Below are 24,336 nucleotides of genomic sequence, written 5' to 3'. Positions count from 1 at the left end.
AACCCCTTAAACAAACATACAAAAGGAACTTTAAAATGGGTTTATTTGATTTTGTCAGTGACATTGGTAAGAAAGTTTTCTCTAAAGAAGAAGATGCGTCTAAAGCAGTGACTCAACACATCGCAGAAGACAATCCAGGTGTGGAAAACTTATCTGTTACCGTGGAAAATGGTGTAGCAAATATCCAAGGTGTAGCATCAACTGCAGCGGCATTAGAAAAAGCAGTATTAATGGCGGGTAACATTCAAGGTATCCACTCAGTAACAAGCGATGCAAGCATCAATAACGGTGAAACCTTAGGCAGTGATGAAACATTCTATGTAATCCAAAAAGGTGACACCTTGTGGAAAATCGCTGAGAAAGCTTATGGAAATGGCGTGAAATATACCGCTATCGTTGAAGCGAACAAAGAAGTGATTAAAGACGCGGATAAGATTTTCCCAGGTCAAAAAATTCGTTTACCGAAAGGTTTATAATTCGATAAAAAGTGCGGTTATTTTTTACCGCACTTTTTTCTTTATTCAAATTTGTTGATAAATTGTGCAATTTTAGCTGGTTTTCTATTGAATTTTCCGGTTTCTATCGACTGTTTGATTTTCTTTCGCTATAATTTGGCGGTTTTTTATTTTTATAAACAATAACGTGTTCGGTGTGGTTTTTACCGAGTGCAACATTAATTGAGGTTACAAATGTCATTAAATATTGAAACAACTCAAGGTTTAGAGCGTCGTGTGACGATCACCGTTCCAGCTGAAGCTGTAGAAAAAGCAACTCGTGAAGAATTCAAACGTGCAGCAAAAAATGTACGTGTTGATGGTTTCCGTAAAGGTCACGTACCAGCTCACATCATTGAACAACGTTTTGGCGCATCAATCCGTCAAGATGTATTAAACGATTTATTACCACGTCATTTCTTTGACGCAGTAATCGCTGAGAAAATCAACATCGCAGGTCGTCCAACTTTCGCTATCGAAACGTTCGAACCTGGTAAAGATTTATCATTCACTGCAACTTTCGAAGTATACCCAGAAGTTGAATTAAAAGGCTTAGAAAACATCAAAGTTGAGAAACCAACTGTTGAAATCACTGAAGCAGATATCGATAAAATGATCGATGTATTACGTAAACAACAAGCAACTTGGGTTGAAAGCAAAGCAGCAGCGGAAGCAGATTCTCGTGTAACCATCGACTTCGTTGGTTCAGTAGATGGCGAAGAATTCGAAGGCGGTAAAGCGACTGATTTCGTTCTATTCATGGGCCAAGGTCGTATGATCCCTGGTTTTGAAGAGGGCATTGTAGGTCACAAAGCAGGTGAACAATTCGATATCAATGTGACTTTCCCAGCAGAATACCATTCTGAAAACTTAAAAGGTAAAGACGCGAAATTTGCGATCACCTTGAAAAAAGTAGAAGAAATGGAATTACCAGAATTAACCGATGAGTTCGTTGCTAAATTTGGTCCAAACACCAAAACTGTGGCGGATTTACGTGCAGAAATCCGTAAAAACATGGAACGTGAATTGAAAAACGCATTAGTTTCTCGCGTTAAACAACAAGTAATCAACGGTTTAATCGAACAAAACCCAATTGATGTTCCAGCTTCTGCAGTAGAAGAAGAAATCAATGTATTACGTAACCAAACAGCACAACGTTTCGGTGGCAATGCACAACAAGCTGCACAATTACCACCTGAATTATTTGAAGCTGATGCAAAACGTCGTGTTCAAGTTGGTTTATTATTCTCTGAAGTGATCAAATCAAACGAATTGAAAGCGGATGAAGAACGTGCGAAAGCAATGATCGCGGATATCGCTTCTGCTTACGAACAACCAGCTGAAGTAGTTGAATATTACAGCAAAAATGAAGAGTTAATGAACAACATTCGCAATGTAGTATTAGAAGAACAAGCAGTTGATGCCGTTCTTGCTAAAGCTCAAGTGACTGAAAAAGCGTCTTCATTTGATGAGATCATGAATCCACAAGCATAATAATTGATAGAAAGTGAATTAAATTCACAGGTATATCATCGAAAAGTGCGGTCGTTTTTTTAAATGAAAAGCGACCGCATTTTGTTTTTACTGATTTTCGGGTAGAATATTGCCCGATTTTTTAGCACATATTTAGGGGCAAAAATGAGTGTAATTCCTATGGTTGTCGAACAAACCTCTCGTGGTGAACGTTCGTACGACATTTATTCCCGCCTATTAAAAGAGCGCGTGATCTTCTTGAATGGTGAAGTAGAAGATCATATGGCAAATTTGATCGTGGCACAGCTACTTTTCTTAGAATCAGAAGATCCGAAAAAAGACATCAATATTTATATTAACTCACCGGGCGGTTCAGTGACTGCGGGTATGGCAATTTACGATACCATGCAATTTATTAAACCGGATGTGCGTACTCTTTGCATTGGTCAAGCTTGCTCAATGGGCGCATTTTTACTTGCAGGAGGTGCAGCAGGAAAACGAGCTGCATTACCGAATGCACGAGTGATGATTCACCAACCGTTAGGTGGTTTCCGTGGACAAGCATCAGATATTCAGATCCACGCGCAAGAAATTTTAAAAATTAAACAAACCTTAAACGAGCGTCTTGCTTTCCATACAGGTCAAAGCATCGAGCGTATCGAAAAAGACACCGATCGTGACAACTTTATGTCGGCAGAAGAAGCAAAAGCTTACGGCTTAGTGGACGATGTGTTGATTAAACGTTAAGGATTTAACATGACAACAAATGATAACGATCTTCACTGTTCTTTCTGCGGAAGAGAAAAAAGTGAAGTAGGTAAATTAATTGCGGGTACAGATGGTTATATTTGTAACGAGTGTATCGAGCTTTGCCACAGTATGTTGGAAGACAGTGGAGAAATCGAAACACCTAGCGAACTGGCCGTTGAAGAAAAATTACCGACACCGCACGAAATTCGTGCGCACTTAGATGATTATGTGATTGGGCAAGATTATGCGAAAAAAGTCTTGTCAGTGGCGGTTTATAATCACTATAAACGTTTACGCACGAACCACCAAAGCAATGATGTGGAATTAGGTAAAAGTAACATCTTGTTAATCGGTCCAACAGGTAGCGGTAAAACCTTATTAGCACAAACCTTGGCGCGTCGTTTGAATGTGCCTTTTGCTATGGCCGATGCGACGACGTTAACTGAAGCCGGTTATGTGGGCGAAGACGTGGAAAATGTTCTGCAAAAATTATTGCAAAACTGTGATTACGATACGGAAAAAGCAGAGCAGGGCATTATCTATATTGATGAAATTGATAAAATCAGCCGTAAATCAGAAGGTGCGTCTATTACTCGCGATGTGTCTGGTGAAGGTGTGCAACAAGCCTTATTGAAATTAATTGAAGGCACTATCGCATCTGTACCGCCACAAGGTGGACGTAAACACCCTCAACAAGAAATGTTGAAAGTGGATACCTCAAAAATCCTCTTTATTTGTGGTGGGGCATTTGCTGGCTTAGATAAAATTATCGGTAAGCGTACACAAACGGATACTGGAATTGGTTTTGATGCAAAAGTAGAGAAAGAAGAAGACAAAGAAAATCTTTCTGAATTATTCCGTCAAGTTGAGCCGGATGATTTAATGAAATTCGGTTTAATTCCAGAATTTATTGGTCGTCTTCCGATGATTGCACCATTAAGCGAATTAGATGAGGAAGCGTTGATTCAGATCCTTACTCAACCGAAAAATGCACTGACCAAACAATATCAAGCATTATTTGGCTTAGAAGATGTGGAACTTGAATTCACCCCAGAAGCATTGAAAGCGATGGCGAAAAAAGCCCTTGAACGTAAAACCGGTGCACGTGGTTTACGATCAATCGTTGAGGCTGTATTGTTAGATACGATGTATGATTTACCTTCAATTGAAAACTTGCAAAAAGTGATTGTGGATGAAGAAACCATCGTTGATAACAAACCACCAAAACTCGAATATAAAAATTAACAGAAAGTGCGGTTGTTTTTTCTAATATTTTTCATAGGCAATCCCGAAAGAAAATGCTACAATCGCACGTTCTAAAATTAATTTAAAAATTATTTATCCCTTATTTTATACGGATTCACTTATGGCAACTGAAATTGTTGAGAAAAAGAAACACGACCAAGAACAAGTCGTAGAAGGAAAATCAAAAGGCTTAAACACGCTTCTTTGGATTCTTTCTGTGGCATTTTTTACCGCTGCAGCGATTGGTAACATTTATTTTAAAGAAGCCTTTTCTTTACCTGTGCGTGTAGTTGGCGTAGTTGTCGCCTTATTAATTGCCTTTGGTTTCGCTGCAATTACTAACCAAGGTACAAAAGCCCGTACATTCTTTAGCGAAGCAAAAGTTGAAGGTCGTAAAGTGGTATGGCCAACTCGTGCAGAAACACGTCAAACAACTTTAATCGTTATTGGGGTAACCGTGCTTACCTCTTTATTCTTCTGGGCAATTGATTCAATTATCATTGCATTGATTAACTTCTTAACTGATTTGAGATTCTAAAATGAGCGAAACTGAAAACATATCCAAAAAACGTTGGTATGTATTGCAAGCATTCTCAGGCTTTGAGAGTCGTGTTGCAATCACATTGCGTGAATATATCAAACAACAACAAATGGAAGATCAGTTTGGCGAAGTGTTAGTGCCTACTGAAGAAGTCGTTGAAAACGTAGCAGGTAAACGTCGTAAAAGCGAACGTAAATTCTTCCCTGGCTATGTATTAGTTGAAATGGCAATGAATGATGACACATGGCACTTAGTGAAAAGCGTACCACGTGTAATGGGCTTTATCGGTGGTACACCAGATAAGCCTGCGCCAATTTCTAAACGTGAAGCAGATTTAATTTTAAATCGTTTAGAGCAAAGTGCTGAAAAACCACGTCATCGTAAAGAATATCAACCAGGTGAAGAAGTACGTGTGACAGAAGGTCCATTTGCTGACTTTAATGGTACGGTTGAAGAAGTGGATTACGAAAAAGGCCGCTTAAAAGTGTCTGTATCTATCTTCGGTCGTGCAACACCAGTTGAGCTTGAATTTGGTCAAGTGGAAAAAACACGTTAATTTCCCTTTTCCAAAATAAGAAATTTAATGACCGCACTTAAAAAATAAAGTGCGGTTGTTTTTCGAGTAGTTTTTCTGCTTGAAATTTCGAGGCTGATTAATTAAAATACAGCCTTTCATTAACAGGGGAGCCGATTTCGGCGTTATCACCCATTTAGAGGAAACTAAAAAATGGCAAAAAAAGTCCAAGCATACGTTAAGTTGCAAGTTGCAGCTGGTATGGCAAACCCATCACCACCAGTTGGTCCTGCATTAGGTCAACAAGGTGTGAACATCATGGAATTCTGTAAAGCATTCAACGCTCGTACTGAGAGCTTAGAAAAAGGTTTACCAATTCCAGTTGTTATCACTGTATATGCAGACCGTTCATTCACTTTCATTACTAAAACTCCACCAGCAGCAGTATTATTGAAAAAAGCTGCAGGTATCAAATCTGGTTCTGGTAAACCGAACAAAGATAAAGTGGGTAAAGTAACTTTAGATCAAATTCGTCAAATCGCTGAAACTAAAGCAGCAGATATGACTGGCGCGACTATCGAAACTAAAATGAAATCAATTGCTGGTACTGCTCGCTCAATGGGCTTAGTGGTGGAGGAATAATACGATGGCTAAATTGACTAAAAAAATGAAAGCAATCAAAGCTGGCGTAGATTCTACTAAAGCATACGAAATCAACGAAGCAATTGCGTTATTAAAGCAATTCGCAACAGCTAAATTCGTTGAAAGTGTTGATGTTGCAGTAAACTTAGGTATCGATCCTCGTAAATCAGACCAAAACGTTCGTGGTGCAACAGTGTTACCACACGGTACTGGTCGTGAAGTACGCGTAGCTGTGTTCACCCAAGGTGCTAACGCAGATGCAGCTAAAGAAGCTGGCGCTGATTTAGTAGGTATGGAAGATTTAGCAGAGCAAATCAAAAAAGGCGAAATGAACTTTGACGTTGTTATCGCTTCTCCTGATGCAATGCGTGTTGTTGGTCAATTAGGTCAAGTATTAGGCCCACGTGGTTTAATGCCAAACCCTAAAGTTGGTACCGTAACACCAAACGTTGCCGAAGCAGTTAAAAATGCTAAATCTGGTCAGATCCGTTATCGTAACGATAAAAACGGTATCATCCACACAACAATTGGTAAAGCAAACTTCTCTGAAGTTCAATTAAAAGAAAACCTTCAAGCGTTATTGGCTGCTTTAAACAAAGCAAAACCAACTACTGCAAAAGGTATCTTTATCAAGAAAGTAAGCATCTCTACAACTATGGGGGCTGGTGTGGCTGTTGATCAAGCTTCACTATAATTAAGCGTTAAAACTTAATTCAAATTAACCGCACTTTGGGTAACTGAAGTGCGGTTAATTTTTGTTTGATAAATTGAGATATTTTTAGATTCATTTAGGTGTAGAGCGTATTAAAGAAAACGGAATATCTCAGACAAATTAAATGTTTTATATGTATGCTCTTTTATTTCACCAGAAGAAATCATCATATTCATTTGATTAATAAAATAATCAATGTCATCACATTTACGATTATCTGGTAAATCAACATAGTTGTAGTTCCACCATTTGATTTTCATTAATTCATCGATAACATCGTGGCTAAATCTATATCGAATAATTCTTGCAGGAATCCCTCCAACAATGGCATAAGGTGGCACATCTTTTGTGACAACTGAGTTAGCTGCAATTACTGCACCATCGCCTATAGTTATTCCTCCTTTTAAAACCACATCTTCTGCAATCCAAACATCGTTACCAATAGTTAGCGGCTCAGGAATGGTTTTTATAGGTTTTAATACCCATTCTTTACCAAATTCACTTACTGCAAACTTATCAAACTCTCCATTATAAGTAAGCATATGTGTAGTAAATCGATTTAATGGGTGGCTTCCAGCCATAATTTTTACATTAGATGCAATGCTGCAAAATCTCCCGATTTTTACATTACATGAAAAGTGACAAGTTGGAAGGGAAAAAGCGCCTACACTAGAAAAATTTCTAACAGGCATTGTTGAATATTGTTCAGCAATAACATTATCTTCAATTTCAATTTTTGTACCTTTTGTTATAAGGAATTTCTTTTCCTTATAAATTTTTTCTCCTTTATGTGAAAGATAAATGTCATTATCCATACAAAATTCATAGTGTTTTTTTGTCCAACGAAATGAATATGTATTTCTAGATTTTTCAGTGAATTTATATAAAGTTACTTGCATAAATTGGTCTATTTGAATAATTTAAATGAATAATATAAATTGATTATCTTACCTATTTAACTTTTAGGATATTGTTTTTTATGAGAATGAGAGATTACTTCGCTAAAGTGAAAATTGCTTCAATAGCTTCTTTTGTATAAATCTTATCCATTTTCGCCTTGATAGCAGTTTGAACCGCATTATCGATAATTTCAGCTAAGGTTTCATCATCAATACCAAGTTGTTCAAGACTCGTTGGTGTACCGATTTTATCAAACCAAGCTTTTAAGGCTTGAATACCATCGTCAGCATTATCTAAGCCAAATATTTCTTTAGCAAAGCGTTTGAATTGAGCCGGTCTTTGAGATTGATACCATTGCATCCACGCAGGCATAATCACGGAAAGGCCAGCACCATGTGGCACATCTGAAATCGCACTCATGGAATGCTCAATCATATGATTTGGGAAACCGTAAGGTGAGATACCTAAATGGGTTAAACCGTTCAACGCAAGTGTAGCAACCCAGGCAAATTCACCACGAGCATTGAGATCTTGTGGATCATTGAGCAGGATTTCAGTCGTACGGATAACGGTTTTAATATTGCTTTCTACTAAGAAATCAATAATTTCAGGACGATATTCTGCCGTGAAATAGGCTTCAATAGAATGAGCAATAATATCTGCGGCAGAATACACTAAATAATCACGGCTGACGGTCGCTTGCAATTTCGGGTTAATGACTGATACTTTTGGGAATAAATGATTGCTGTGAATTGAATATTTTTGCTGCGTTTCTTCATTGGTAATAACGGCTCCCCAGTTCATTTCACTGCCTGTTGCAGCAAGGGTTATTACATCAAAAATCATTAATGCTTTTTGCACCGGTGTGCCTTTAAAGAAGTCCCAAGTATCACCGTCATAGCACGCACCTGCTGCGATCGCTTTCGCACTATCAAGGCAAGAGCCGCCACCAATACTCAACACACTATCTGCACCAAAGGCTTTTGCCATTGCAACGGCTTCACGGACTTTGCTGATTGTCGGGTTGCTTTTTACGCCACCACATTCAATGTATTCAATGCCATACTCACGTAAGCTTTTAGCCACATCTTCAAATAAACCAGATTGTTTGACACGCTCACTGCCATAGATAATTAAGGCTTTTTTTGCACCGTATTCGTGCATATATTTACCCATCTCTTTTTCTTTATCGAGGCCAAATTCAATGCGAGTAGGGTTTTGAAAACTAAATGGATACATATTTATCTCCTTATTATCTGTTAAGTGCGGTCAGTTTTTGCGTTGTTTTTATTCCACAAAGTAATGCGGAATGAAATGGCTATCATTGCCGGTAACTGGGGTAAAATCTTCTCTCAATCCAATGCCACAAGCCACATCACCCACTATCCAAGAACCAATCATAGGGTACATGCCATCAAAATTTGGCAGTTCAAATTTTTGTTGATAGATGTAGCCTGCTTGATCGTAAAAGGCAGAATGTTCACTGCCTTTGGCGGCAAATTCTAGACCATTACGTTTTTCATAGTAAGAAACATTGGCACCCTCACGGCCCAGAGTCGGTTTTTTCACCCATATTGATTGGCGATCGGTAATATCATGTTTACTAAAGTAAGCAGGGAGTAATAATGGGTGATTTGGGTACTTTTGCCATAATTTAGCTAATAGCACTTTATTGCTTAATAGTAATTTCCACGCCGGTTCAATAAAGATTGTGGATGAGTTAAGCATGTGTGGCGCATATTCTGTAGTGGTCATCCATTCAAGTGGGTAGAGCTTAAATAAACAATCAATAGGTTGATTATTCAGATCGAGGAATTGCTGACTGTCTTTATCGTAACCCACGTCTTCAATAGCAAGCTGATGAATATGCCAACCTGCGTTGTAAGCCACATCCGCCAGGTAATCAATATTGCCCCAATCTTCACGCCCCGCTTCTTGCATGGCACTAAAATGGAAATCTTTTAGCTCAGTTTGCTGTTGAATAAACTGAAAGCGATTGAGTAATTCTTCGTGAATCCAATTAAATTGGTCACGATGTGCTAAGCCTTCAATTTGCTCTAACCATTGCCATTGCACCACGGCAGCTTCAAGCAGAGAAGTAGGCGTATCGGCATTGTATTCAAACATTTTGAGGTTTTCACCGTCATAACCAAAATCAAAACGGCCATATAAGTGCGGTACGTTTTTAGCCCATGTTTGTTCAATCAGATTTTTCTGCAAATCGGTGAAGCGATAATGGGCATAATCACCTTGTTTCACTTCATCGGCAACAAAGTCCATACACATCGCGTGCAATTCGTTGGTGGCATCTTCAATACGATCGATTTCCGCTAAGGTAAATTCATATGCCACATTGTCCGACCAATAATGGGAGCCATCAGAGGAAGGCAGATCATAGTAATCAAAGCCTACATCTAATAATTGTTGTACCATATTAGGGCGAGTAGGAAAGCGTGTGATTCGTTTCATATTTAACCGCCTGAGCTACGGTTACTGCTTGAATTTGAGCTTTTAAAGCCGCCACGTGAAACCGGTTTGCTGTAAGTGCTGCCAGCATTGCCTTTAACTAATACAGGTTTACCGACAGAACGATTAGTTTGCGGTTGGATAACTTGGCCAGTTGGTGTTGAAACAGCGCGATTGCTCGGATTGTAGCTAGGGCCTAAAAATGAGCCCATTGTACGCGCGATCATATAACCCATTGCGGCACCAGCAATCGCACTGCCCATGCTACCGTGTCCTTCTCCTGTTGCAGAACTCGTATGGCTTGCTCCTTCTGAACTGTTTGAATTGCCAGAGTGAGTTGCTCCATCTGGATTTAAGGTTTGTTTGACGGTTTGATTGTCTTCTGACCATTCACTATTATTGCTTGGACGTGTATTCAAATTGCCCGAGAGAGAGGAGCCTGAACCAGCATGTGCAGTTGTACCGCTGTTATTTTCATTAGATTGGTCAGCTTCGCATAATTCGATTTTTTGCCAATCGGCTAAACAATCCTCAAGGCTGTTATAAACATCACGTTGAACTTGCTCTTCAGAGCAGCCGCCCAATAAAGCTACAATGGAAAGGCTGACGAGAACTTGATTTTTCTTTTTCATCATAGGGTTAAAGTGTTAATAATTCAGTTAAGTGATTGATTTCTAATGTAGGCAAAACACTTGCTTCAGTAAATGAATTGAGGGTTTTGCCCGATAAATTAATCCATACAGATTGGCAGCCGGCTTGAATGGCGCCTTGAACATCCGTAGTTAAGTTGTCACCGATATGTAAAATTTCATTCGGTTTTACGCCAAAATGATCGGCGGTTTGGTGGAATAAATCTTGATGAGGTTTTGCTCTGCCTTGCTCTCCACCATGTAAGCTCAGCTGAAAGTGTTCAAACCCAATGCGTGTTGCAATCACATTACCATTGGTAATCACGCTAAGCGGGTAGCGATCTTTAAGTCGATTTAGCACCTCAATACTTTCTGCGGGTACATCAATTTTATGTCGCCATTTAATAAACTCTTCCATGGCAAGCGCTAAAGTGCGGTCAATTTCAACCGCACTCTTACCATGATGCGCTAGTAAGTGCCGTAACGTTTCGACACGCCAGGCAATCACATCTTCAGCAATCAAGGGATCTTTCTCCGCCAGTTGCCATTTCCATCCTCGCCAATATTCTGAGGTAAGCTCGCTCAGTTGTGCGTGTTCTTGCACACATTGAAGAAAGCGTTCTTCGGCTAAACGAATGACATCACTGTTATCGTAAAGGGTATCATCAAGATCAAAACTCATAACCTTGAAAGGCTGAAGACCGCGGTAAAATCGCATAGTTAATCCTATTTAATGGTATTCACATCAAGCCATGCGGTCGCACGTTCATTGGTGATTTCTTCGTGTGTCCACATGCTCATTAAGTCAGGCTGAGGATGTTTGTTAGTGTTATAGCCGATCAAATGAGCAAAATCAAATACGGCATGGGGATAGCCGTTAATAAGCAATAAGGCTAAATAACCGCTTTCATCCCAGCAAATTTCTAATTTACGGGCTTCGTGGTGATTGCGAGTGTTATCGACGTTATAAACATGTAAACAATCGACAACAGGCTGCGCATTTTGACGCATATCTAACGCATAAAAATAGCCGGTTTCACCATCATCTTCAAACATTACCGCCAGATGATCATGCACAGTCGAGTGTGTGCCGACTTGCTTTGGTTGACCGAGAAAGAGTTGATCTTCGAGGGTTAAATGTAACATTTTCTTTCCTTTAAATATTAGATAGAAAAACACCGCACTTTTTGCAAAGTGCGGTGCTATTTTACATTAAATTAAGCAAAAATTATGCTTGACCTTTAACCGCTTTTAAACCTAAGAACGGAGCTGGGGTGCCAGCGCGTTCTAATGCTTCTTCGATACGGATTAATTGGTTGTATTTCGCAATACGGTCAGAACGGCTCATAGAACCAGTTTTGATTTGACCTGCTGCTGTACCAACCGCTAAATCAGCGATAGTCGCATCTTCGGTTTCACCTGAACGATGAGAGATAACCGCAGTGTAACCTGCATCTTTAGCCATTTTGATTGCTGCTAAAGTTTCAGTTAAAGAACCGATTTGGTTGAATTTGATTAAGATAGAGTTTGCGATACCTTTTTCGATACCTTCTTTTAAGATTTTGGTATTAGTTACGAATAAGTCGTCGCCCACTAATTGAACGCGGTCACCTAACACTTTAGTTTGGTATGCGAAACCATCCCAGTCAGATTCATCTTGACCATCCTCGATAGACACGATTGGGTATTGTTTAGTTAACTCTTCAAGATAGTGTGTGAACTCTTGAGAAGTGAATGAACGACCTTCGCCTTTCATTTCGTATTTGCCAGTTTCTTTGTTATAGAACTCAGAAGATGCACAGTCCATTGCTAAAGTGACGTCTTTACCTAATACATAACCTGCTTTTTCAACTGCTTCTTTGATACATGCTAAAGCGTCAGCGTTAGATGCTAAGTTAGGTGCGAAACCACCTTCATCACCTACAGCAGTGCTCATGCCTTTAGATTTTAATACTTTCGCAAGGTTGTGGAATACTTCAGCACCGATACGAAGTGCTTCGCGTAATGTTTTCGCACCAACTGGTTGAATCATGAATTCTTGGATATCAACGTTGTTATCTGCGTGCTCACCACCGTTGATGATGTTCATCATTGGTAATGGCATAGAGTAAACGCCTGGCGTGCCGTTAAGTTCTGCGATGTAAGCGTAAAGAGGTAAACCTTTAGATGCAGCTGCTGCTTTTGCGTTTGCTAAAGATACCGCTAAGATTGCGTTTGCACCGAAGTTAGATTTGTTTTCAGTACCGTCTAAATCGATCATGATTTGGTCGATTTCAGCTTGGTTAGACGCTTCTTTACCCACTAATGCATCTGCGATAGGACCGTTTACTGCTGCAACTGCTTTTAATACACCTTTGCCTAAGAAACGAGATTTGTCGCCGTCACGTAATTCTAATGCTTCACGAGAACCAGTAGATGCACCTGATGGAGCAGCTGCTAAACCAACGAAACCACCTTCAAGATGAACTTCAGCTTCTACAGTTGGGTTACCACGAGAGTCGATGATTTCACGACCAATGACTTTAACGATTTTTGCCATTTTGTTTTCCTCTGTTTAAAGTTAATTAAAATTAGTTAGGCGAACCTAAAGTGGGAATATAATAAAGCAAATTTAGAAATTTGTCTTGGAAAAATGACCGCACTTTGATCTGTATCTTATTTTTCAATCAAGTGCGGTGAGTTTTAATCTAATATCTATTTAATTTTAGTGGATTTGTCCATAAAAGTTCGTTAAAGTGCCAGAGAATTTCCATACTATTTTAGTATGAATTATTAAGTGTTAAATAAGGCTTTATAGAATAAAAAAGGAATGATTATGTCTGCTTCAACATTTTTCGAAAAGACTAAAGCCCAAATGAAAAATGCGGTATCTACGCATCCGATTGAAATTTTTATGATTACCTCGTTTGCGATTGGGATTTGGTTTATGGAATTAGGATCTCATCAAGGGAATGATCACTTAGCTTATTGGATATTTGCGCCAATCTTATTTATCTTTGTTTATCTCTCTCGCCCATATTCTTGGTATCGTTTTTCATGGATTGTACCATTGGTGGCGCTGGCTATTATTGGTATGACTAATGATAGTTCAGCGTTTTATTGCTCAAGCCCGAAATTCTGGGGCACAAATTTTATTGCGTTATTTGTGTTATTAGGTTTTCCATTTGAAAAAAATAATCAAGTGTTTACCTACCGTAATTTTACCAATTTATTCCATCTTGGCTTAGCTACGGCGGTATGGTTGCTGGTGTTTGGATTAGTGGCGGCTATTTTATTTACGATTACAACGCTATTTAATGTCGAGTTTTCTGATAGTTTCTATGAGCATTTTTATACATCTTTAGGCATTTTCACTTTGCCACTCTTTTTCTTAGTGTTTCAACAGCGTCAAGTAAAATCGGAAATGACGTTAAATCGCATTTTTGACATTTTAGTTAATTTCGTATTAGCACCAACATTGATGATTTTCACTGTGTTACTTTATGCTTATGTTGTGCAAATTATTTTTGAAGGCATATTACCAAAAGGCATGTTAGCTAATATTACTTTGCCTTACCTGCTTGGTGGGTTAGGCGTATATGCACTATGTTCTATTTGTGCTAAAGCCCGCTGGGAAACTTTCTTTAAGTTCTATCCATATCTTGCTATTGTGCCAATCGTATTGCTATGGCTGGCGATTGACCGCCGTATTAGTGCCTATGCTTGGACTGAACAACGTATTTATTTAGTAGCATTGGCTGTGGCGATTATTATTGTTTATGCCATTCTAGCTTTGCCTAAGGTTCGTCAATATCGTTTAATTTCTGCGGTTGTAATGGTGGCAATTTTTGCCATGACTTGGGTTGTTAAACCACAAGAAATTGCTTACCAAAGCCAAACTGTGAGGTTTGAACAGTTATTGAAAAAACTTAATTTATCAGATGGTTCAGGCAAAATTCGTGATGATATAGATTTTGTTGAACGTTTAGAGAATATGCCAAAAAGCGAGCTTAAAGATTGGGAAGAATTAGACAATGTATCATATTATTTGGTTCGCCATATAGAGCTAGACTCTTATGTAGAAGATCCTTATAAAGAAAAACAAGAGATTTTTAAGCAGCAATATGGTGAAAAATCGAAAGAACTTTTTACATTAGATATTTATGGTGATCATATCAGCATCAATGACCAAGTAATTCGAGACAACGAAATAACAATAGAAGCTCGATGGGAGTCAATTGATGTCACTCCGTATAAAAAATGGATTCGTGTGCCGACCTTTACATTTTATCGTACAGAGCCTCAGACTTATATGAAATCTGATGAAAACGTGGATAAGCAAGGGGAAAAACCAGAGGTTTGCTTTGTTGAAGATCACGACAGATATTGCACTAATATGGATGAACATATTCATAAAGTATTTAAAGATCATCAACTAGACCCGATGAAAAAAATGTCTAAAGCTGAGATTAAATCACTTAGCCAAGATTTATTAAAAATTGATAGACCAAGCTTTGCGATCTATTTGAGCGAACTTGAAGTGAAATTTAGACCAGAAAGTGGTTATTACTATAATAGAATATATACGAAAGCTATTTTTGATAAGTAACAGTAAGTTTAAAACGCTGTGATTTTTCACAGCGTTTTTGCAAAAATTAGCTAAAAATGACCGTTTTTTATTTCTGTCATGTTGTTTTCTGTCCATAAAATTTAATGGTTGATAGGTAAATTTAATATGTCCGCAATTTCTATTATGCGGGTTTCTGCTGATTTTGGGCAAACTAAGCAATAGAAATTGTCGGAACCCGTATCAACATAAAGTAAAGTATAATCACTTTCTGTTTCTACTTTATTCTTAATGCGTGCAAACTCATGCTGTGCTTCTTCGAAAGTGATTTCAAAAGTTTGTTCAAGAGCTTCTGAAATAAAATGATTGAGTGAGTCATAATCAATTTTCCAATCATCTTGATAGCAATGAAGATAACTTCTGATAAGCTCTAATTTAGCGTATTCTTCATCGAAATTCTCGTCCTCGTAGATATCGCCAAATGCGATCATTTTTTCTCGACATTTCTCTAGGTCTTTATTTAACCATTTATAGAGGTTTTTTACTTGCTTAATATACTTTGCTTTGATGTGTTTTTTTGTTTCAAGCAAAGTAATTAATTCATCAAATAGGATATCTTGGTTGATTTCAGTTTCACGTCTGTCAATGCTATTGCAAATCAAATCAACGGCTTGTTTTAACAAAGCAAACTTGTAATGTTGTTCATCAAGCGGTTTGGCGTAATAAATTGCTGCCATTAAATTAGAAATAAAAAGCTGATCAGCATGTTGTAACGAATATGAGGCATCGCTAATAGGTTGTCCAGCAAATAGCTCAATTCTTTGCGGAAGTGCAAATTTAGTGTCTTTAATAATATGTTCATATTCCTTATGCGGTTTTATGCCGAACCCAATATTTAAAAAAGAATAGCCAGAACCATTAAAAAATTCTTCTCGAGAAGCAGGTACGAATCCCATTGGGTTACAGAATTGACTTTGTAAATCATACATATCGCCGTCAAAATCTAGTTCATTAAATTTTTCTTTTGAGTAATCGTCCCAATTATCAGAATAATAAAATTGATAGGCGTAAATATCTGTTTCAAAGATATTGTTTTTGACAAGTAAATCGCCATTAGGTTGATTTTTAAGATAATGCTCAATTTTGGCGAGTTTTTGGTCTAATAATGCAAAATCTTTAGGCTTTTCAATGGCGTTTAATATCGCATCAACTGAAGATAAAAATTGCTCATAATGTGGACTATGTTGATTAAATGGTTTTGCCTGCATCATGCTCTGAAAAAGGTTATTCGTTCGATCCGTTTCGGCGAAAACAAAGCTATCCTGATCAGGGAAAACAAAAACTCTAAAAAGCGTGCTCTCTGTTGGGGCTAATTTGAAATCAATAGAAAGAAATAATTGAACCCAATTTTCCTCTTCAAATTCTATGCGCGTAATACAAGGCAGTTTCATTGTTTTTGTCAGGAGCAATTCTAGAGGTTGATATAAATCAGATACTCCCGTATTTTCTAACAATTCAGTTTCATCTAAATTGGCTTTACCATAATGCCAATAGGTTGCGATTGCCATTGGTGCAACCTTGTGATTTCGAGCAAAAAGCAACTCAGGTGGTTCTTCTTCCACATTAAAATATTGAAAGATTTTGTCCAGTTTGGTTGTTAGTGTTTTGTCTAATTTTTCAGCGCATGGTTTAGATTTAAAAAACATAATAAGCAACTATAGTTAGAATAAGTGGTTTATTGATAATATTCATATTTCTTTGTGGTTTTATCTAACCATCTGCCTTTTTCATCATACATAATGCTTTCAATCACATTACCGTATTGATCAAATTTATGACGCGTTGTGAGCGTTTCTTCTAATTTCCCATGTTGATCAAAAATTTGGCGTTTTAATTCATTGTGGTTTTTGTCATAAGTAAAATCTGCTCGTCCCTCATTAAAAGGCGTGTTATGTACAAAGTCGCCATTTTCGAGATAACGATAAGTTTCGCAATTACTTTCTTTTCCACTGTCATCAAAATCACAAACCTTGATGAGTTTATCGTCCTTGTAATGGAATTTTTTCGCATGGCCGTCAATCATCTTTGCATAATAAACGGCTTCAGAGATGAGTTTACCATCTTTATCGTAAACTCTTTTGATGTAATCTTCTTGAAAATTCGGTTTTTTCGGCTTTTTGCCTACATAGGTGATTTCTAAAATGATACCCGAACCATCGCTGTTTTCTTGATAATGGTAGAGTTTTCCATGAGCCTCTTTATCGATAGTGTAACGAATTTCTTCTAATTGATTGTTTTGATCATATCGATAATTCGCCGTCGTTTTATAGGAATATTCAGATTCTTGGGTAATCTCTTCAGTTTTAATTAAAAAGCCTTGCTCGTTATAAAATTGACGAACATCGTTCGTGACCACTTCTCCTTCTACCGTTTCTGGATTATCTTCCGACTGTGAAATAACGGACTTCACTTTGCCTTGTAAGTGATTAGCTTGCCAATCAGTTTGAATAGGGAAAAGTGCGAAAGCACAGGTAGAAAGGCTAGAGAGAAGGGTTGTCAGTAAAAATTTATGCATGGTTATTCCTTTTATAACAAGCAGTTGAATTGAAGAATGTTTTATAAATATATTTAAAAGTAACCACTTATTTAAGTTAGATAAATAGTTGACTAAAATGTTATACTAATTCAAATGTTTTTTGAAGTGTAATTAAATAAATTTGCTTTTTTATGGGGTAAGAAAATGATGAAAGTATTCCGGGAAGTGGTAATTTTTCTGTCTTGATAAGAAAAGCATAATACACAAATATATTGATTAAGAGAGATATTAGGAAATATGAAGCTTTTAAAGACACCATTAGAAATATGTTTGTGGACAATTGGTATATTGCTTGGAATTGCCACATTATTATTTATTTTGAGTTATTTCGTATTTTATTTTTTGTTTTCTTCAGCTCCACAAGATTGGGCGCTTAGAGGTGTTCAGTTACAAGATAAACCGTATTTAGCAGGTATTTATGATTTATCTCCGAATGCATTTGTTTTTGCAACAACCGGAGAAGATGCGCCAGATTATGTTATTACGCTCGATAATACATATTTTAAGTGGGGCGATTTTCGTTTAAATAAACTTTCATTAAATAGTCATGTTGTTAGAATCAATAATTTGGTTAGATTGGGTGAACAACATGATACTGACTTAGGCATGCCAGAAACGATTTCTATTAATGGACAGTCTTGTTTGAGTAGAGGAAGTTTTGTTTTTGTACGAATAAAAGGTAAGGGGCCTTCGATGTCTTATTCTGATTTTACCTTAGCTAGTTGTGAAATACCTGAAGGCGAGGTTATTCTACCGACGATTCGTTTAAAGAGTAAAGTTGCATTTTATGAAAATCGCCAGCTTAATTATGATTACCTTTGGAAACATAATGAGTTAATAAGTTCACAAATAATGCAAGCTCATAGTTATAATGCGAACTTTATCGAGCCGAGTTTGCAAGTTCAGCTAGCCAATGATAAAGATAAATTTGATATTTGGTGGTATTACACTGATTTAACCAATCATGCGAAGCTTATCCAAGTTGTTCACGGTGATTACATGGATGAAGCAAGTAGTGAAAGGAATTTTGTTATTGGTGAGTGTCGTTATAAAGTAGGTAACACTCGAATTTATCTCACTGATTTAACAAAAGATACCGCACATTGGCATTTTATTGATGATTTCGATTCAGGCGATATTTCTGATAAATGTAAAATGCAGATCTTGCCTTATCGTTTAGTGAAACAGTAATAGAATCAATCAAATTAAAATGCTTAAAAATGCAAAGTGCGGTCAAAAATTCTTGTGTTTTTGACCGCACTTGTTTATTGAAGTATCAGTAAATTACTTTTCAGTTTTTAACTGATTTTCTCTTGCTGCTTTGACAAAGCCTTCGAATAATGGGTGGCCATCACGTGGTGTTGATGTAAATTCTGGGTGGAATTGACATGCCACAAACCATGGGTGGTTTGGTACTTCAATGATTTCCACTAATTTACGATCCGCCGATAAACCAGTTACTTTAAGGCCCGCTTTTTCAATTTGTGGAAGCAGGTTATTGTTCACTTCATAGCGGTGACGGTGACGTTCTTCGATGGTTTCTTTGCCATATAATGCACGCGCTTTTGAGCCTTCAATTAAATGACATTGCTGTGCCCCTAAACGCATCGTACCACCGAGATCTGAATTGTCGTCACGGGTTTCAATGTGGCCTTCCGCATCTTGCCATTCTGTAATCAAACCCACAACAGGTTGCTCACAGTGACGATCAAATTCAGATGAGTTGGCTTTTTCAAGACCAGCGACATTACGCGCGTATTCGATTAACGCAATTTGCATCCCTAAACAAATACCGAGGTAAGGAACATTGTTTTCACGTGCATATTTTGCAGTCAAGATTTTGCCCTCTACACCGCGATAGCCAAAGCCGCCTGGTACTAAAATACCATCGACACCTTTTAATACGTCAGTACCTTTGGTTTCAACATCTTGAGAATCAATGTATTTGATATGCACGCTTAAACGGTTTTTTAAGCCAGCGTGTTTTAAGGCTTCATTCACTGATTTATACGCATCCGGTAATTCAGTATATTTACCTACCATACCGATGGTGACATCGCCAACAGGGTTTGCTTCTTGATAAAGCACTTGTTCCCATTCTGAAAGGTCCGCTTCTGGACAGTCTAAATGGAAACGTTGGCAGATGAATTCATCCAAACCTTGTGATTTCAATAACGCAGGAATTTGGTAGATTGAATTTACATCTTTTAATGAGATGACAGCACGTTCTGGTACGTTACAGAATAAGGCGATTTTTGCACGTTCGTTTGGTGGAATCATGCGATCTGAGCGGCAGATAAGCACATCTGGCTGAATACCAATCGAAAGTAATTCTTTTACAGAATGTTGCGTTGGCTTGGTTTTTACTTCGCCCGCAGTCGGAATGTAAGGCACTAAGGTTAAATGCATGAATAGCGTATGTTCACGACCTACTTGTACGGCAAGTTGACGAAGTGCTTCTAAGAATGGAAGCGATTCAATATCACCCACTGTTCCGCCTACTTCCACAATTACCACATCATGGCCTTGTGCGCCGGCAATCACGCGATCTTTAATTTCATTGGTGATGTGTGGAATCACTTGAATTGTCGCACCTAAATAATCACCACGACGCTCTTTGCGTAATACTTCAGAATAAATTTTACCTGTGGTGAAGTTATTACGTTTTGTCATTTTGGTACGAATAAAACGCTCGTAGTGACCTAAGTCTAAATCGGTTTCCGCCCCGTCTTGTGTCACGAACACTTCACCGTGTTGGGTTGGGCTCATTGTACCCGGGTCCACGTTGATGTAAGGGTCTAATTTCATAATAGTCACGTTTAAGCCACGTGCTTCTAAAATTGCTGCTAATGATGCTGCAGCAATACCTTTACCTAACGATGAAACCACACCGCCTGTGACGAAAATATAATTTGTAGCCATAGTGAGAGACCTAAATATGTTGGGATAAAAATGATTATAGCCAATCATCTTTTATGCAAATTTGTGCAGAATGCTGAAAAGTGCGGTCAAAAATAAAAGATGATTAGCTATCAAGACGGGAGGATAGTCTACCTTATTTGTTGAATTAACTCAACGATTGAATAATCGATCAGGGTTAATTTTCATAGATGAATTATTTAAATGCCAATCTATAGATTTCTAAAATATCCTCTGCTGTACAATTACGTGGATTGCCTCCAGTACAAACATCTTTAAGAGCATCTTGAGAAAGAGAAACGAGATCTTTCTCTTGAACACCTATAGAGTGTAATTTCTCTGGAATTCCGACATCTTTAGACAGCTGTCTTACAGCATTAATTGCCGCTTTGCGATATTCATCTTGGCTCATGTCATCTACGCCTTTTACACCCATTGCTCGGGCAATTTCACGGAATTTTTCACCCGTTTCAGGCGCATTGAATTCCATAACATAAGGCAATAAGACAGCATTGGCGATACCATGCGGGGTGTCATAATAGGCAGAAAGCGGGTGCGCCATGCTGTGTACGATACCTAAGCCTACGTTCGAAAAGCCCATACCGGCAACATATTGACCAAGCGCCATACCTTCACGTCCTTCTTTGGTGTTTTCTACCGCACCACGTAAATGTTTGGCAATTAAACGAATCGCTTCCAAATGCAAAGCATCGGTAAGTGCCCAAGCTGCTTTGGTGGTGTAACCTTCAATAGCATGGGTTAGTGCATCCATGCCGGTGGCAGCGGTCAAACCTTTAGGCATGCTGGACATCATGTCAGGATCGACTACAGCGACTACTGGTATGTCGTGTACATCTACGCAAACAAATTTGCGTTTATTCGCTTCATCGGTAATCACATAGTTGATAGTGACTTCAGCGGCAGTGCCTGCTGTAGTCGGAACAGCGATAATGGGTACACATTTGTTCTTGGTCGGCGCAACACCTTCAAGAGATAGAACATCTTCAAATTCAGGGTTATTGATAATAATGCCGATAGCTTTTGACGTGTCTGTAGGAGAACCTCCTCCGATGGCAATTAGGTAATCTGCATCACTTTGTTTGAATTTTGCCACACCTTTTTTGATGACATCGACGCTTGGGTTGGCTTTCACTTCGTCAAAAATCTCGTAAGCAAGCCCCGCCTTATCCAAAAGTGCGGTGACTTTTTCCACTACATTAAATTTAATCAAATCTTTGTCTGTGACTACTAAAGCTTTTTTAAAGCTACGACTTATGACCTCATCTACAATATGTTGAATGGCGCCAGCACCGTGATAGCTGGTTTCATTAAGAATCATTCGATTAGCCATAAAATATACTCCTTTACTTAAGATGATAAAAATACTTAAAAAAACGACCGCACTTTTAAGTGGAGTGCGGTCATGTTTTACGTTATTTTAGAACTTTCCAACTTCTGAAACCATAAATTGCGATAACGACGAAGCAGATTAACGGTAGGATAAATGAGAAGTTGACAGCCGGTAATCCCATTACTTGACCTTGGTCGATGATCATACCTTGCAATGGAGGCATTAATGCACCGCCCACAATAGCCATCACTAAACCGGCGGCACCTAAGGTAGATTCTTCTTTTAAGCCGTAGAGTGCAATGCCGTAAATGGTTGGGAACATGAGTGACATAAAGCCTGAAGTTAAAATTAAACAGTACAAGCCCCACACACCATCAATGAAAATCACACCGAGGATGCTGAAGAAACCGCCGATAGCGAACAACATGAGCATGAATTCAGCTTTAAGATATTTCATTAAGCTTGTGCTGATGAAACGGCTGGTAATAAAAATCCCCATAGCGATGATGTTGAAGTTTTGCCCTTCCGCTTTGGTGAAGCCTAAACGTTCCGCATATTGCACGATAAAGGTCCAGCACATAATTTGTACGCCAACGTAGAATACTTGAGCAATTACACCTTCGCGATATTTCGGCTTCTTAATTAAGCGAGCTACGGCCTCTTTAAAAGAAAGGCGGGTATCACTCTCCTCTACCTTCACTGAAGGCATTTTATATAAGGCGATGATGACTAACACTGCAACAACGACAAAACCAAGTGCAACGTAAGGGTCACGGATTTCGGCTAAGTCGTGGGTGCGAATGCCCATTTTTTCTGTTTCGGATAAAGTATGGTAAATCAAGTTTCCAGCAGCATCCCGTTTATCGGATTCCAAATTGGTTAAGACTAATTGAGATGCGACGAACATCCCGGTAATAGAGCCAAGCGGGTTAAAGGATTGGGCAAAGTTTAAGCGACGGGTAGCCGTTTGCGGATCACCCATGGCTAAAATGTAAGGATTTGCTGTTGTTTCAAGAAATGCCAAGCCAAAAGTCAAAATATAAAGAGAAATTAAGAAGAAATTGAACACTTCATATTTAGCGGCCGGCCAGAATAAGAATGCGCCGACCGCATAGAGCGCTAAACCTAGAAGGATACCTGCTTTATAACTATAGCGACTGGCAAATAATGCAGCCGGAATTGCCATGGTTCCATAACCACCATAAAAAGCAAATTGTACTAAAGCGGCTTCAGATGCCGGAATTTCCATGACTGTTTGGAATACGGCAACCATAGGATTTGTAATATCATTCGCAAAGCCCCACAATGCAAATAAGCTTGTAATAAGAATGAAGGGCACAAGATATTTTTTTTCTAAAACTTTAGCGCTCATAATCTTTTCCTTGTTTAAATAAGTGATGAATCTATTTGTGGACTATTCTTCAATGCGCAGCCCATAAGTGTGGAATTTTCCTAAAACCACGTTCATTTGTTCTTTGCTTAATAATGGAATTTCTAAGCCCGTTGATAACAATTTCAAATACCAAGATGCTAATACTTCGACTTCTTGTGCTAACCATAAGGCTTTGTCTAGGTTTTCACCACAAGCGATCAAACCGTGATGAGAAAGTAAAATCGCTTTGCTTTCTTTAATGCCTTCGCCCACATAGGACGCTAATTCGTGAGTACCGAACGTTGCATAAGGCACACAAGGGATATGATCGGTGCCACCAACCGCGACCATGTAATGAATGGCCGGAATCGGTTTTTCCAAAATAGAAAGCCCTGCGCAGTTTATAGAATGGTTATGCACCACCGCATTGGCTTCAGGACGTGCTTGATAGACGGCTAAATGGAATTGCCATTCACTAGACGGCAGTTTGTTTTCTTCGTGTTTACCTTTGCCGTCTACATACACAATGTTTTCCGGTTTCATTAAATGATATGGCATTCCTGTCGGGGTGATCAGCATGCCGTCTTTGTAACGTACACTGACATTTCCCGCTGTACCTTGGTTTAACCCTAGTCGAGTCATTTCAAGGCAAGTATCAATAATTTTTTGTGAAAGTTCTTGTCTGTTCATTTTTTAGTACCTCTAAGCTGTTATAGAACGGGGGTAACCCCTTTTTTGATGATAATGTTGCCGTATTTAGCTGTTTCGCCACTGATTACGACGGCATAAGCTTGTTTGGCACGTTCGTAAAAGGCAAAGCGTTCAATACGCTCTAAATTAGGTGTAAAACCAATCGCATTTTTAATCGCCGTTAGATAATTTTCTTCTACTTGTGGATCGAGAGTATCACCAGGCACCACTTGCATCATAATTAACGGCGCATCGACATAAGCATCAAACTCAAATAATGGTGCAATGCCTTTGAGTAATGTAGATACAGTGATGCCATCTGCACGAATTACTTTTGAATGTAATGAGTGTGCGGGAAAATGGGCATCGGACAGTACAATTTCATCGCCATGTCCCATTTCGGCAAGAATTTTGAGTAACTCAGGGGAGATTGCCGGGTGGATACCTTTTAACATATTGATTTCTCCTATTTATTCTTTTCAAGTTTTATTGCCTC

Annotated in this window: 24 protein-coding genes; 10 read left to right on the top strand and 14 right to left on the bottom strand. The window is 38.5% G+C overall.

Going from position 1 to position 24,336, the window contains the following annotated elements; all coding sequences use genetic code 11:
- Positions 1-35: 35 nt before the first annotated feature.
- The 8 genes from lysM to rplA all read left to right on the top strand — a co-directional run bounded on the left by lysM (position 36) and on the right by rplA (position 6,353).
- The gene (lysM, locus tag DPV95_RS05220) at positions 36-476 is read left to right on the top strand and encodes a peptidoglycan-binding protein LysM (protein WP_049367256.1); all 441 of its coding nucleotides are present in this window, start codon (positions 36-38) and stop codon (positions 474-476) included.
- Between the two features lie 213 nt (positions 477-689).
- Positions 690-1,988, top strand: coding sequence for a trigger factor (tig, locus tag DPV95_RS05215; protein WP_005699631.1), 1,299 nt, complete (start codon positions 690-692; stop codon positions 1,986-1,988).
- A gap of 144 nt (positions 1,989-2,132) precedes the next feature.
- Positions 2,133-2,714: an ATP-dependent Clp endopeptidase proteolytic subunit ClpP gene (clpP, locus tag DPV95_RS05210; RefSeq protein WP_005699645.1), complete on the top strand. Its 582-nt coding sequence runs from the start codon at positions 2,133-2,135 to the stop codon at positions 2,712-2,714.
- 9 nt (positions 2,715-2,723) lie between these two features.
- Complete coding sequence (gene clpX, locus DPV95_RS05205; protein ID WP_014064253.1) at positions 2,724-3,962, top strand: ATP-dependent protease ATP-binding subunit ClpX; 1,239 nt, start codon at positions 2,724-2,726, stop codon at positions 3,960-3,962.
- A 121-nt stretch (positions 3,963-4,083) separates the two neighbouring features.
- Complete coding sequence (gene secE, locus DPV95_RS05200; RefSeq protein WP_049367258.1) at positions 4,084-4,500, top strand: preprotein translocase subunit SecE; 417 nt, start codon at positions 4,084-4,086, stop codon at positions 4,498-4,500.
- 1 nt (position 4,501) lies between these two features.
- Positions 4,502-5,059 carry a transcription termination/antitermination protein NusG gene (gene nusG / locus DPV95_RS05195; protein WP_049367260.1) on the top strand — a complete coding sequence of 186 codons (558 nt, stop codon included), beginning with the start codon at positions 4,502-4,504 and terminating at the stop codon, positions 5,057-5,059.
- Positions 5,060-5,230: 171 nt separating this feature from the next.
- Positions 5,231-5,659 (top strand): 50S ribosomal protein L11, encoded by a 429-nt coding sequence (gene rplK, locus DPV95_RS05190; protein ID WP_007241834.1) that lies wholly within the window; start codon positions 5,231-5,233, stop codon positions 5,657-5,659.
- Positions 5,660-5,663: 4 nt separating this feature from the next.
- Positions 5,664-6,353: a 50S ribosomal protein L1 gene (rplA, locus tag DPV95_RS05185; RefSeq protein WP_005695230.1), complete on the top strand. Its 690-nt coding sequence runs from the start codon at positions 5,664-5,666 to the stop codon at positions 6,351-6,353.
- Between the two features lie 110 nt (positions 6,354-6,463).
- Here rplA and DPV95_RS05180 read toward each other — a convergent pair whose 3' ends face one another.
- The 7 genes from DPV95_RS05180 to eno form a co-directional block, all read right to left on the bottom strand.
- Complete coding sequence (locus DPV95_RS05180) at positions 6,464-7,186, bottom strand: CatB-related O-acetyltransferase (RefSeq protein ID WP_204370147.1); 723 nt, start codon at positions 7,184-7,186, stop codon at positions 6,464-6,466.
- Positions 7,187-7,364: 178 nt separating this feature from the next.
- Positions 7,365-8,510: an iron-containing alcohol dehydrogenase gene (locus DPV95_RS05175; protein WP_049367262.1), complete on the bottom strand. Its 1,146-nt coding sequence runs from the start codon at positions 8,508-8,510 to the stop codon at positions 7,365-7,367.
- Positions 8,511-8,558: 48 nt separating this feature from the next.
- Complete coding sequence (locus DPV95_RS05170; RefSeq protein WP_049367264.1) at positions 8,559-9,740, bottom strand: glutathionylspermidine synthase family protein; 1,182 nt, start codon at positions 9,738-9,740, stop codon at positions 8,559-8,561.
- Positions 9,741-9,742: 2 nt separating this feature from the next.
- Positions 9,743-10,369, bottom strand: coding sequence for a hypothetical protein (locus DPV95_RS05165; protein WP_049367265.1), 627 nt, complete (start codon positions 10,367-10,369; stop codon positions 9,743-9,745).
- 7 nt (positions 10,370-10,376) lie between these two features.
- On the bottom strand, positions 10,377-11,084 hold the full coding sequence (locus DPV95_RS05160) for an HAD-IA family hydrolase (RefSeq protein ID WP_049367267.1): 708 nt from the start codon (positions 11,082-11,084) through the stop codon (positions 10,377-10,379).
- A gap of 8 nt (positions 11,085-11,092) precedes the next feature.
- A complete protein-coding gene (locus tag DPV95_RS05155) occupies positions 11,093-11,512 on the bottom strand; it encodes a DUF2251 domain-containing protein (protein WP_049367268.1) in 420 nt (139 codons plus the stop codon).
- An 82-nt stretch (positions 11,513-11,594) separates the two neighbouring features.
- Positions 11,595-12,905: a phosphopyruvate hydratase gene (gene eno / locus DPV95_RS05150; protein WP_005627703.1), complete on the bottom strand. Its 1,311-nt coding sequence runs from the start codon at positions 12,903-12,905 to the stop codon at positions 11,595-11,597.
- A gap of 276 nt (positions 12,906-13,181) precedes the next feature.
- Here eno and DPV95_RS05145 point away from each other — a divergent pair, with 276 nt between their 5' ends.
- Positions 13,182-14,954: a DUF4153 domain-containing protein gene (locus DPV95_RS05145; RefSeq protein ID WP_049367269.1), complete on the top strand. Its 1,773-nt coding sequence runs from the start codon at positions 13,182-13,184 to the stop codon at positions 14,952-14,954.
- Between the two features lie 101 nt (positions 14,955-15,055).
- On the opposite strand, the gene DPV95_RS05140 is transcribed toward DPV95_RS05145, so the two are convergent.
- Positions 15,056-16,618, bottom strand: a complete 1,563-nt coding sequence (locus DPV95_RS05140) for a DUF6630 family protein (protein ID WP_049367271.1) — start codon at positions 16,616-16,618, stop codon at positions 15,056-15,058.
- 29 nt (positions 16,619-16,647) lie between these two features.
- The gene (locus DPV95_RS05135; protein WP_049367272.1) at positions 16,648-17,487 is read right to left on the bottom strand and encodes a hypothetical protein; all 840 of its coding nucleotides are present in this window, start codon (positions 17,485-17,487) and stop codon (positions 16,648-16,650) included.
- 258 nt (positions 17,488-17,745) lie between these two features.
- On the opposite strand from DPV95_RS05135, the gene DPV95_RS05130 reads away from it, so the two are divergent.
- Positions 17,746-18,699: a hypothetical protein gene (locus DPV95_RS05130; RefSeq protein ID WP_049367273.1), complete on the top strand. Its 954-nt coding sequence runs from the start codon at positions 17,746-17,748 to the stop codon at positions 18,697-18,699.
- Positions 18,700-18,792: 93 nt separating this feature from the next.
- Here DPV95_RS05130 and pyrG read toward each other — a convergent pair whose 3' ends face one another.
- The 5 genes from pyrG to fucU all read right to left on the bottom strand — a co-directional run bounded on the left by pyrG (position 18,793) and on the right by fucU (position 24,295).
- Positions 18,793-20,430 (bottom strand): glutamine hydrolyzing CTP synthase, encoded by a 1,638-nt coding sequence (gene pyrG, locus DPV95_RS05125; protein ID WP_049367274.1) that lies wholly within the window; start codon positions 20,428-20,430, stop codon positions 18,793-18,795.
- A 193-nt stretch (positions 20,431-20,623) separates the two neighbouring features.
- The gene (gene fucO / locus DPV95_RS05120; protein ID WP_049364019.1) at positions 20,624-21,778 is read right to left on the bottom strand and encodes a lactaldehyde reductase; all 1,155 of its coding nucleotides are present in this window, start codon (positions 21,776-21,778) and stop codon (positions 20,624-20,626) included.
- Between the two features lie 82 nt (positions 21,779-21,860).
- Entirely contained in the window at positions 21,861-23,150 is a 1,290-nt protein-coding gene (gene fucP, locus DPV95_RS05115) for an L-fucose:H+ symporter permease (RefSeq protein ID WP_049364018.1), read from the bottom strand.
- A gap of 42 nt (positions 23,151-23,192) precedes the next feature.
- The gene (fucA, locus tag DPV95_RS05110) at positions 23,193-23,840 is read right to left on the bottom strand and encodes an L-fuculose-phosphate aldolase (protein ID WP_049357912.1); all 648 of its coding nucleotides are present in this window, start codon (positions 23,838-23,840) and stop codon (positions 23,193-23,195) included.
- A 20-nt stretch (positions 23,841-23,860) separates the two neighbouring features.
- Positions 23,861-24,295 carry an L-fucose mutarotase gene (fucU, locus tag DPV95_RS05105; RefSeq protein WP_049364017.1) on the bottom strand — a complete coding sequence of 145 codons (435 nt, stop codon included), beginning with the start codon at positions 24,293-24,295 and terminating at the stop codon, positions 23,861-23,863.
- Positions 24,296-24,336: the final 41 nt, after the last annotated feature.

This window comes from Haemophilus parainfluenzae, assembly GCF_003252755.1.
Taxonomy (GTDB): domain Bacteria; phylum Pseudomonadota; class Gammaproteobacteria; order Enterobacterales; family Pasteurellaceae; genus Haemophilus_D; species Haemophilus_D parainfluenzae_N.
This window is presented reverse-complemented; position numbering and strand designations above follow the sequence as displayed.

Coding starts and splice junctions, on each gene's coding strand:
- lysM (WP_049367256.1), top strand. CDS start 36: ATGGGTTTATTTGATTTTGTCAGTGACATTGGTAAGAAAGTTTTCTCT.
- DPV95_RS05130 (WP_049367273.1), top strand. CDS start 17,746: ATGAAGCTTTTAAAGACACCATTAGAAATATGTTTGTGGACAATTGGT.
- DPV95_RS05165 (WP_049367265.1), bottom strand. CDS start 10,369: ATGAAAAAGAAAAATCAAGTTCTCGTCAGCCTTTCCATTGTAGCTTTA.
- fucP (WP_049364018.1), bottom strand. CDS start 23,150: ATGAGCGCTAAAGTTTTAGAAAAAAAATATCTTGTGCCCTTCATTCTT.
- DPV95_RS05160 (WP_049367267.1), bottom strand. CDS start 11,084: ATGCGATTTTACCGCGGTCTTCAGCCTTTCAAGGTTATGAGTTTTGAT.
- fucO (WP_049364019.1), bottom strand. CDS start 21,778: ATGGCTAATCGAATGATTCTTAATGAAACCAGCTATCACGGTGCTGGC.
- clpX (WP_014064253.1), top strand. CDS start 2,724: ATGACAACAAATGATAACGATCTTCACTGTTCTTTCTGCGGAAGAGAA.
- fucU (WP_049364017.1), bottom strand. CDS start 24,295: ATGTTAAAAGGTATCCACCCGGCAATCTCCCCTGAGTTACTCAAAATT.
- secE (WP_049367258.1), top strand. CDS start 4,084: ATGGCAACTGAAATTGTTGAGAAAAAGAAACACGACCAAGAACAAGTC.
- fucA (WP_049357912.1), bottom strand. CDS start 23,840: ATGAACAGACAAGAACTTTCACAAAAAATTATTGATACTTGCCTTGAA.
- tig (WP_005699631.1), top strand. CDS start 690: ATGTCATTAAATATTGAAACAACTCAAGGTTTAGAGCGTCGTGTGACG.
- DPV95_RS05180 (WP_204370147.1), bottom strand. CDS start 7,186: ATGGATAATGACATTTATCTTTCACATAAAGGAGAAAAAATTTATAAG.
- DPV95_RS05145 (WP_049367269.1), top strand. CDS start 13,182: ATGTCTGCTTCAACATTTTTCGAAAAGACTAAAGCCCAAATGAAAAAT.
- nusG (WP_049367260.1), top strand. CDS start 4,502: ATGAGCGAAACTGAAAACATATCCAAAAAACGTTGGTATGTATTGCAA.
- DPV95_RS05175 (WP_049367262.1), bottom strand. CDS start 8,510: ATGTATCCATTTAGTTTTCAAAACCCTACTCGCATTGAATTTGGCCTC.
- DPV95_RS05135 (WP_049367272.1), bottom strand. CDS start 17,487: ATGCATAAATTTTTACTGACAACCCTTCTCTCTAGCCTTTCTACCTGT.
- DPV95_RS05155 (WP_049367268.1), bottom strand. CDS start 11,512: ATGTTACATTTAACCCTCGAAGATCAACTCTTTCTCGGTCAACCAAAG.
- DPV95_RS05170 (WP_049367264.1), bottom strand. CDS start 9,740: ATGAAACGAATCACACGCTTTCCTACTCGCCCTAATATGGTACAACAA.
- clpP (WP_005699645.1), top strand. CDS start 2,133: ATGAGTGTAATTCCTATGGTTGTCGAACAAACCTCTCGTGGTGAACGT.
- rplA (WP_005695230.1), top strand. CDS start 5,664: ATGGCTAAATTGACTAAAAAAATGAAAGCAATCAAAGCTGGCGTAGAT.
- eno (WP_005627703.1), bottom strand. CDS start 12,905: ATGGCAAAAATCGTTAAAGTCATTGGTCGTGAAATCATCGACTCTCGT.
- rplK (WP_007241834.1), top strand. CDS start 5,231: ATGGCAAAAAAAGTCCAAGCATACGTTAAGTTGCAAGTTGCAGCTGGT.
- DPV95_RS05140 (WP_049367271.1), bottom strand. CDS start 16,618: ATGTTTTTTAAATCTAAACCATGCGCTGAAAAATTAGACAAAACACTA.
- pyrG (WP_049367274.1), bottom strand. CDS start 20,430: ATGGCTACAAATTATATTTTCGTCACAGGCGGTGTGGTTTCATCGTTA.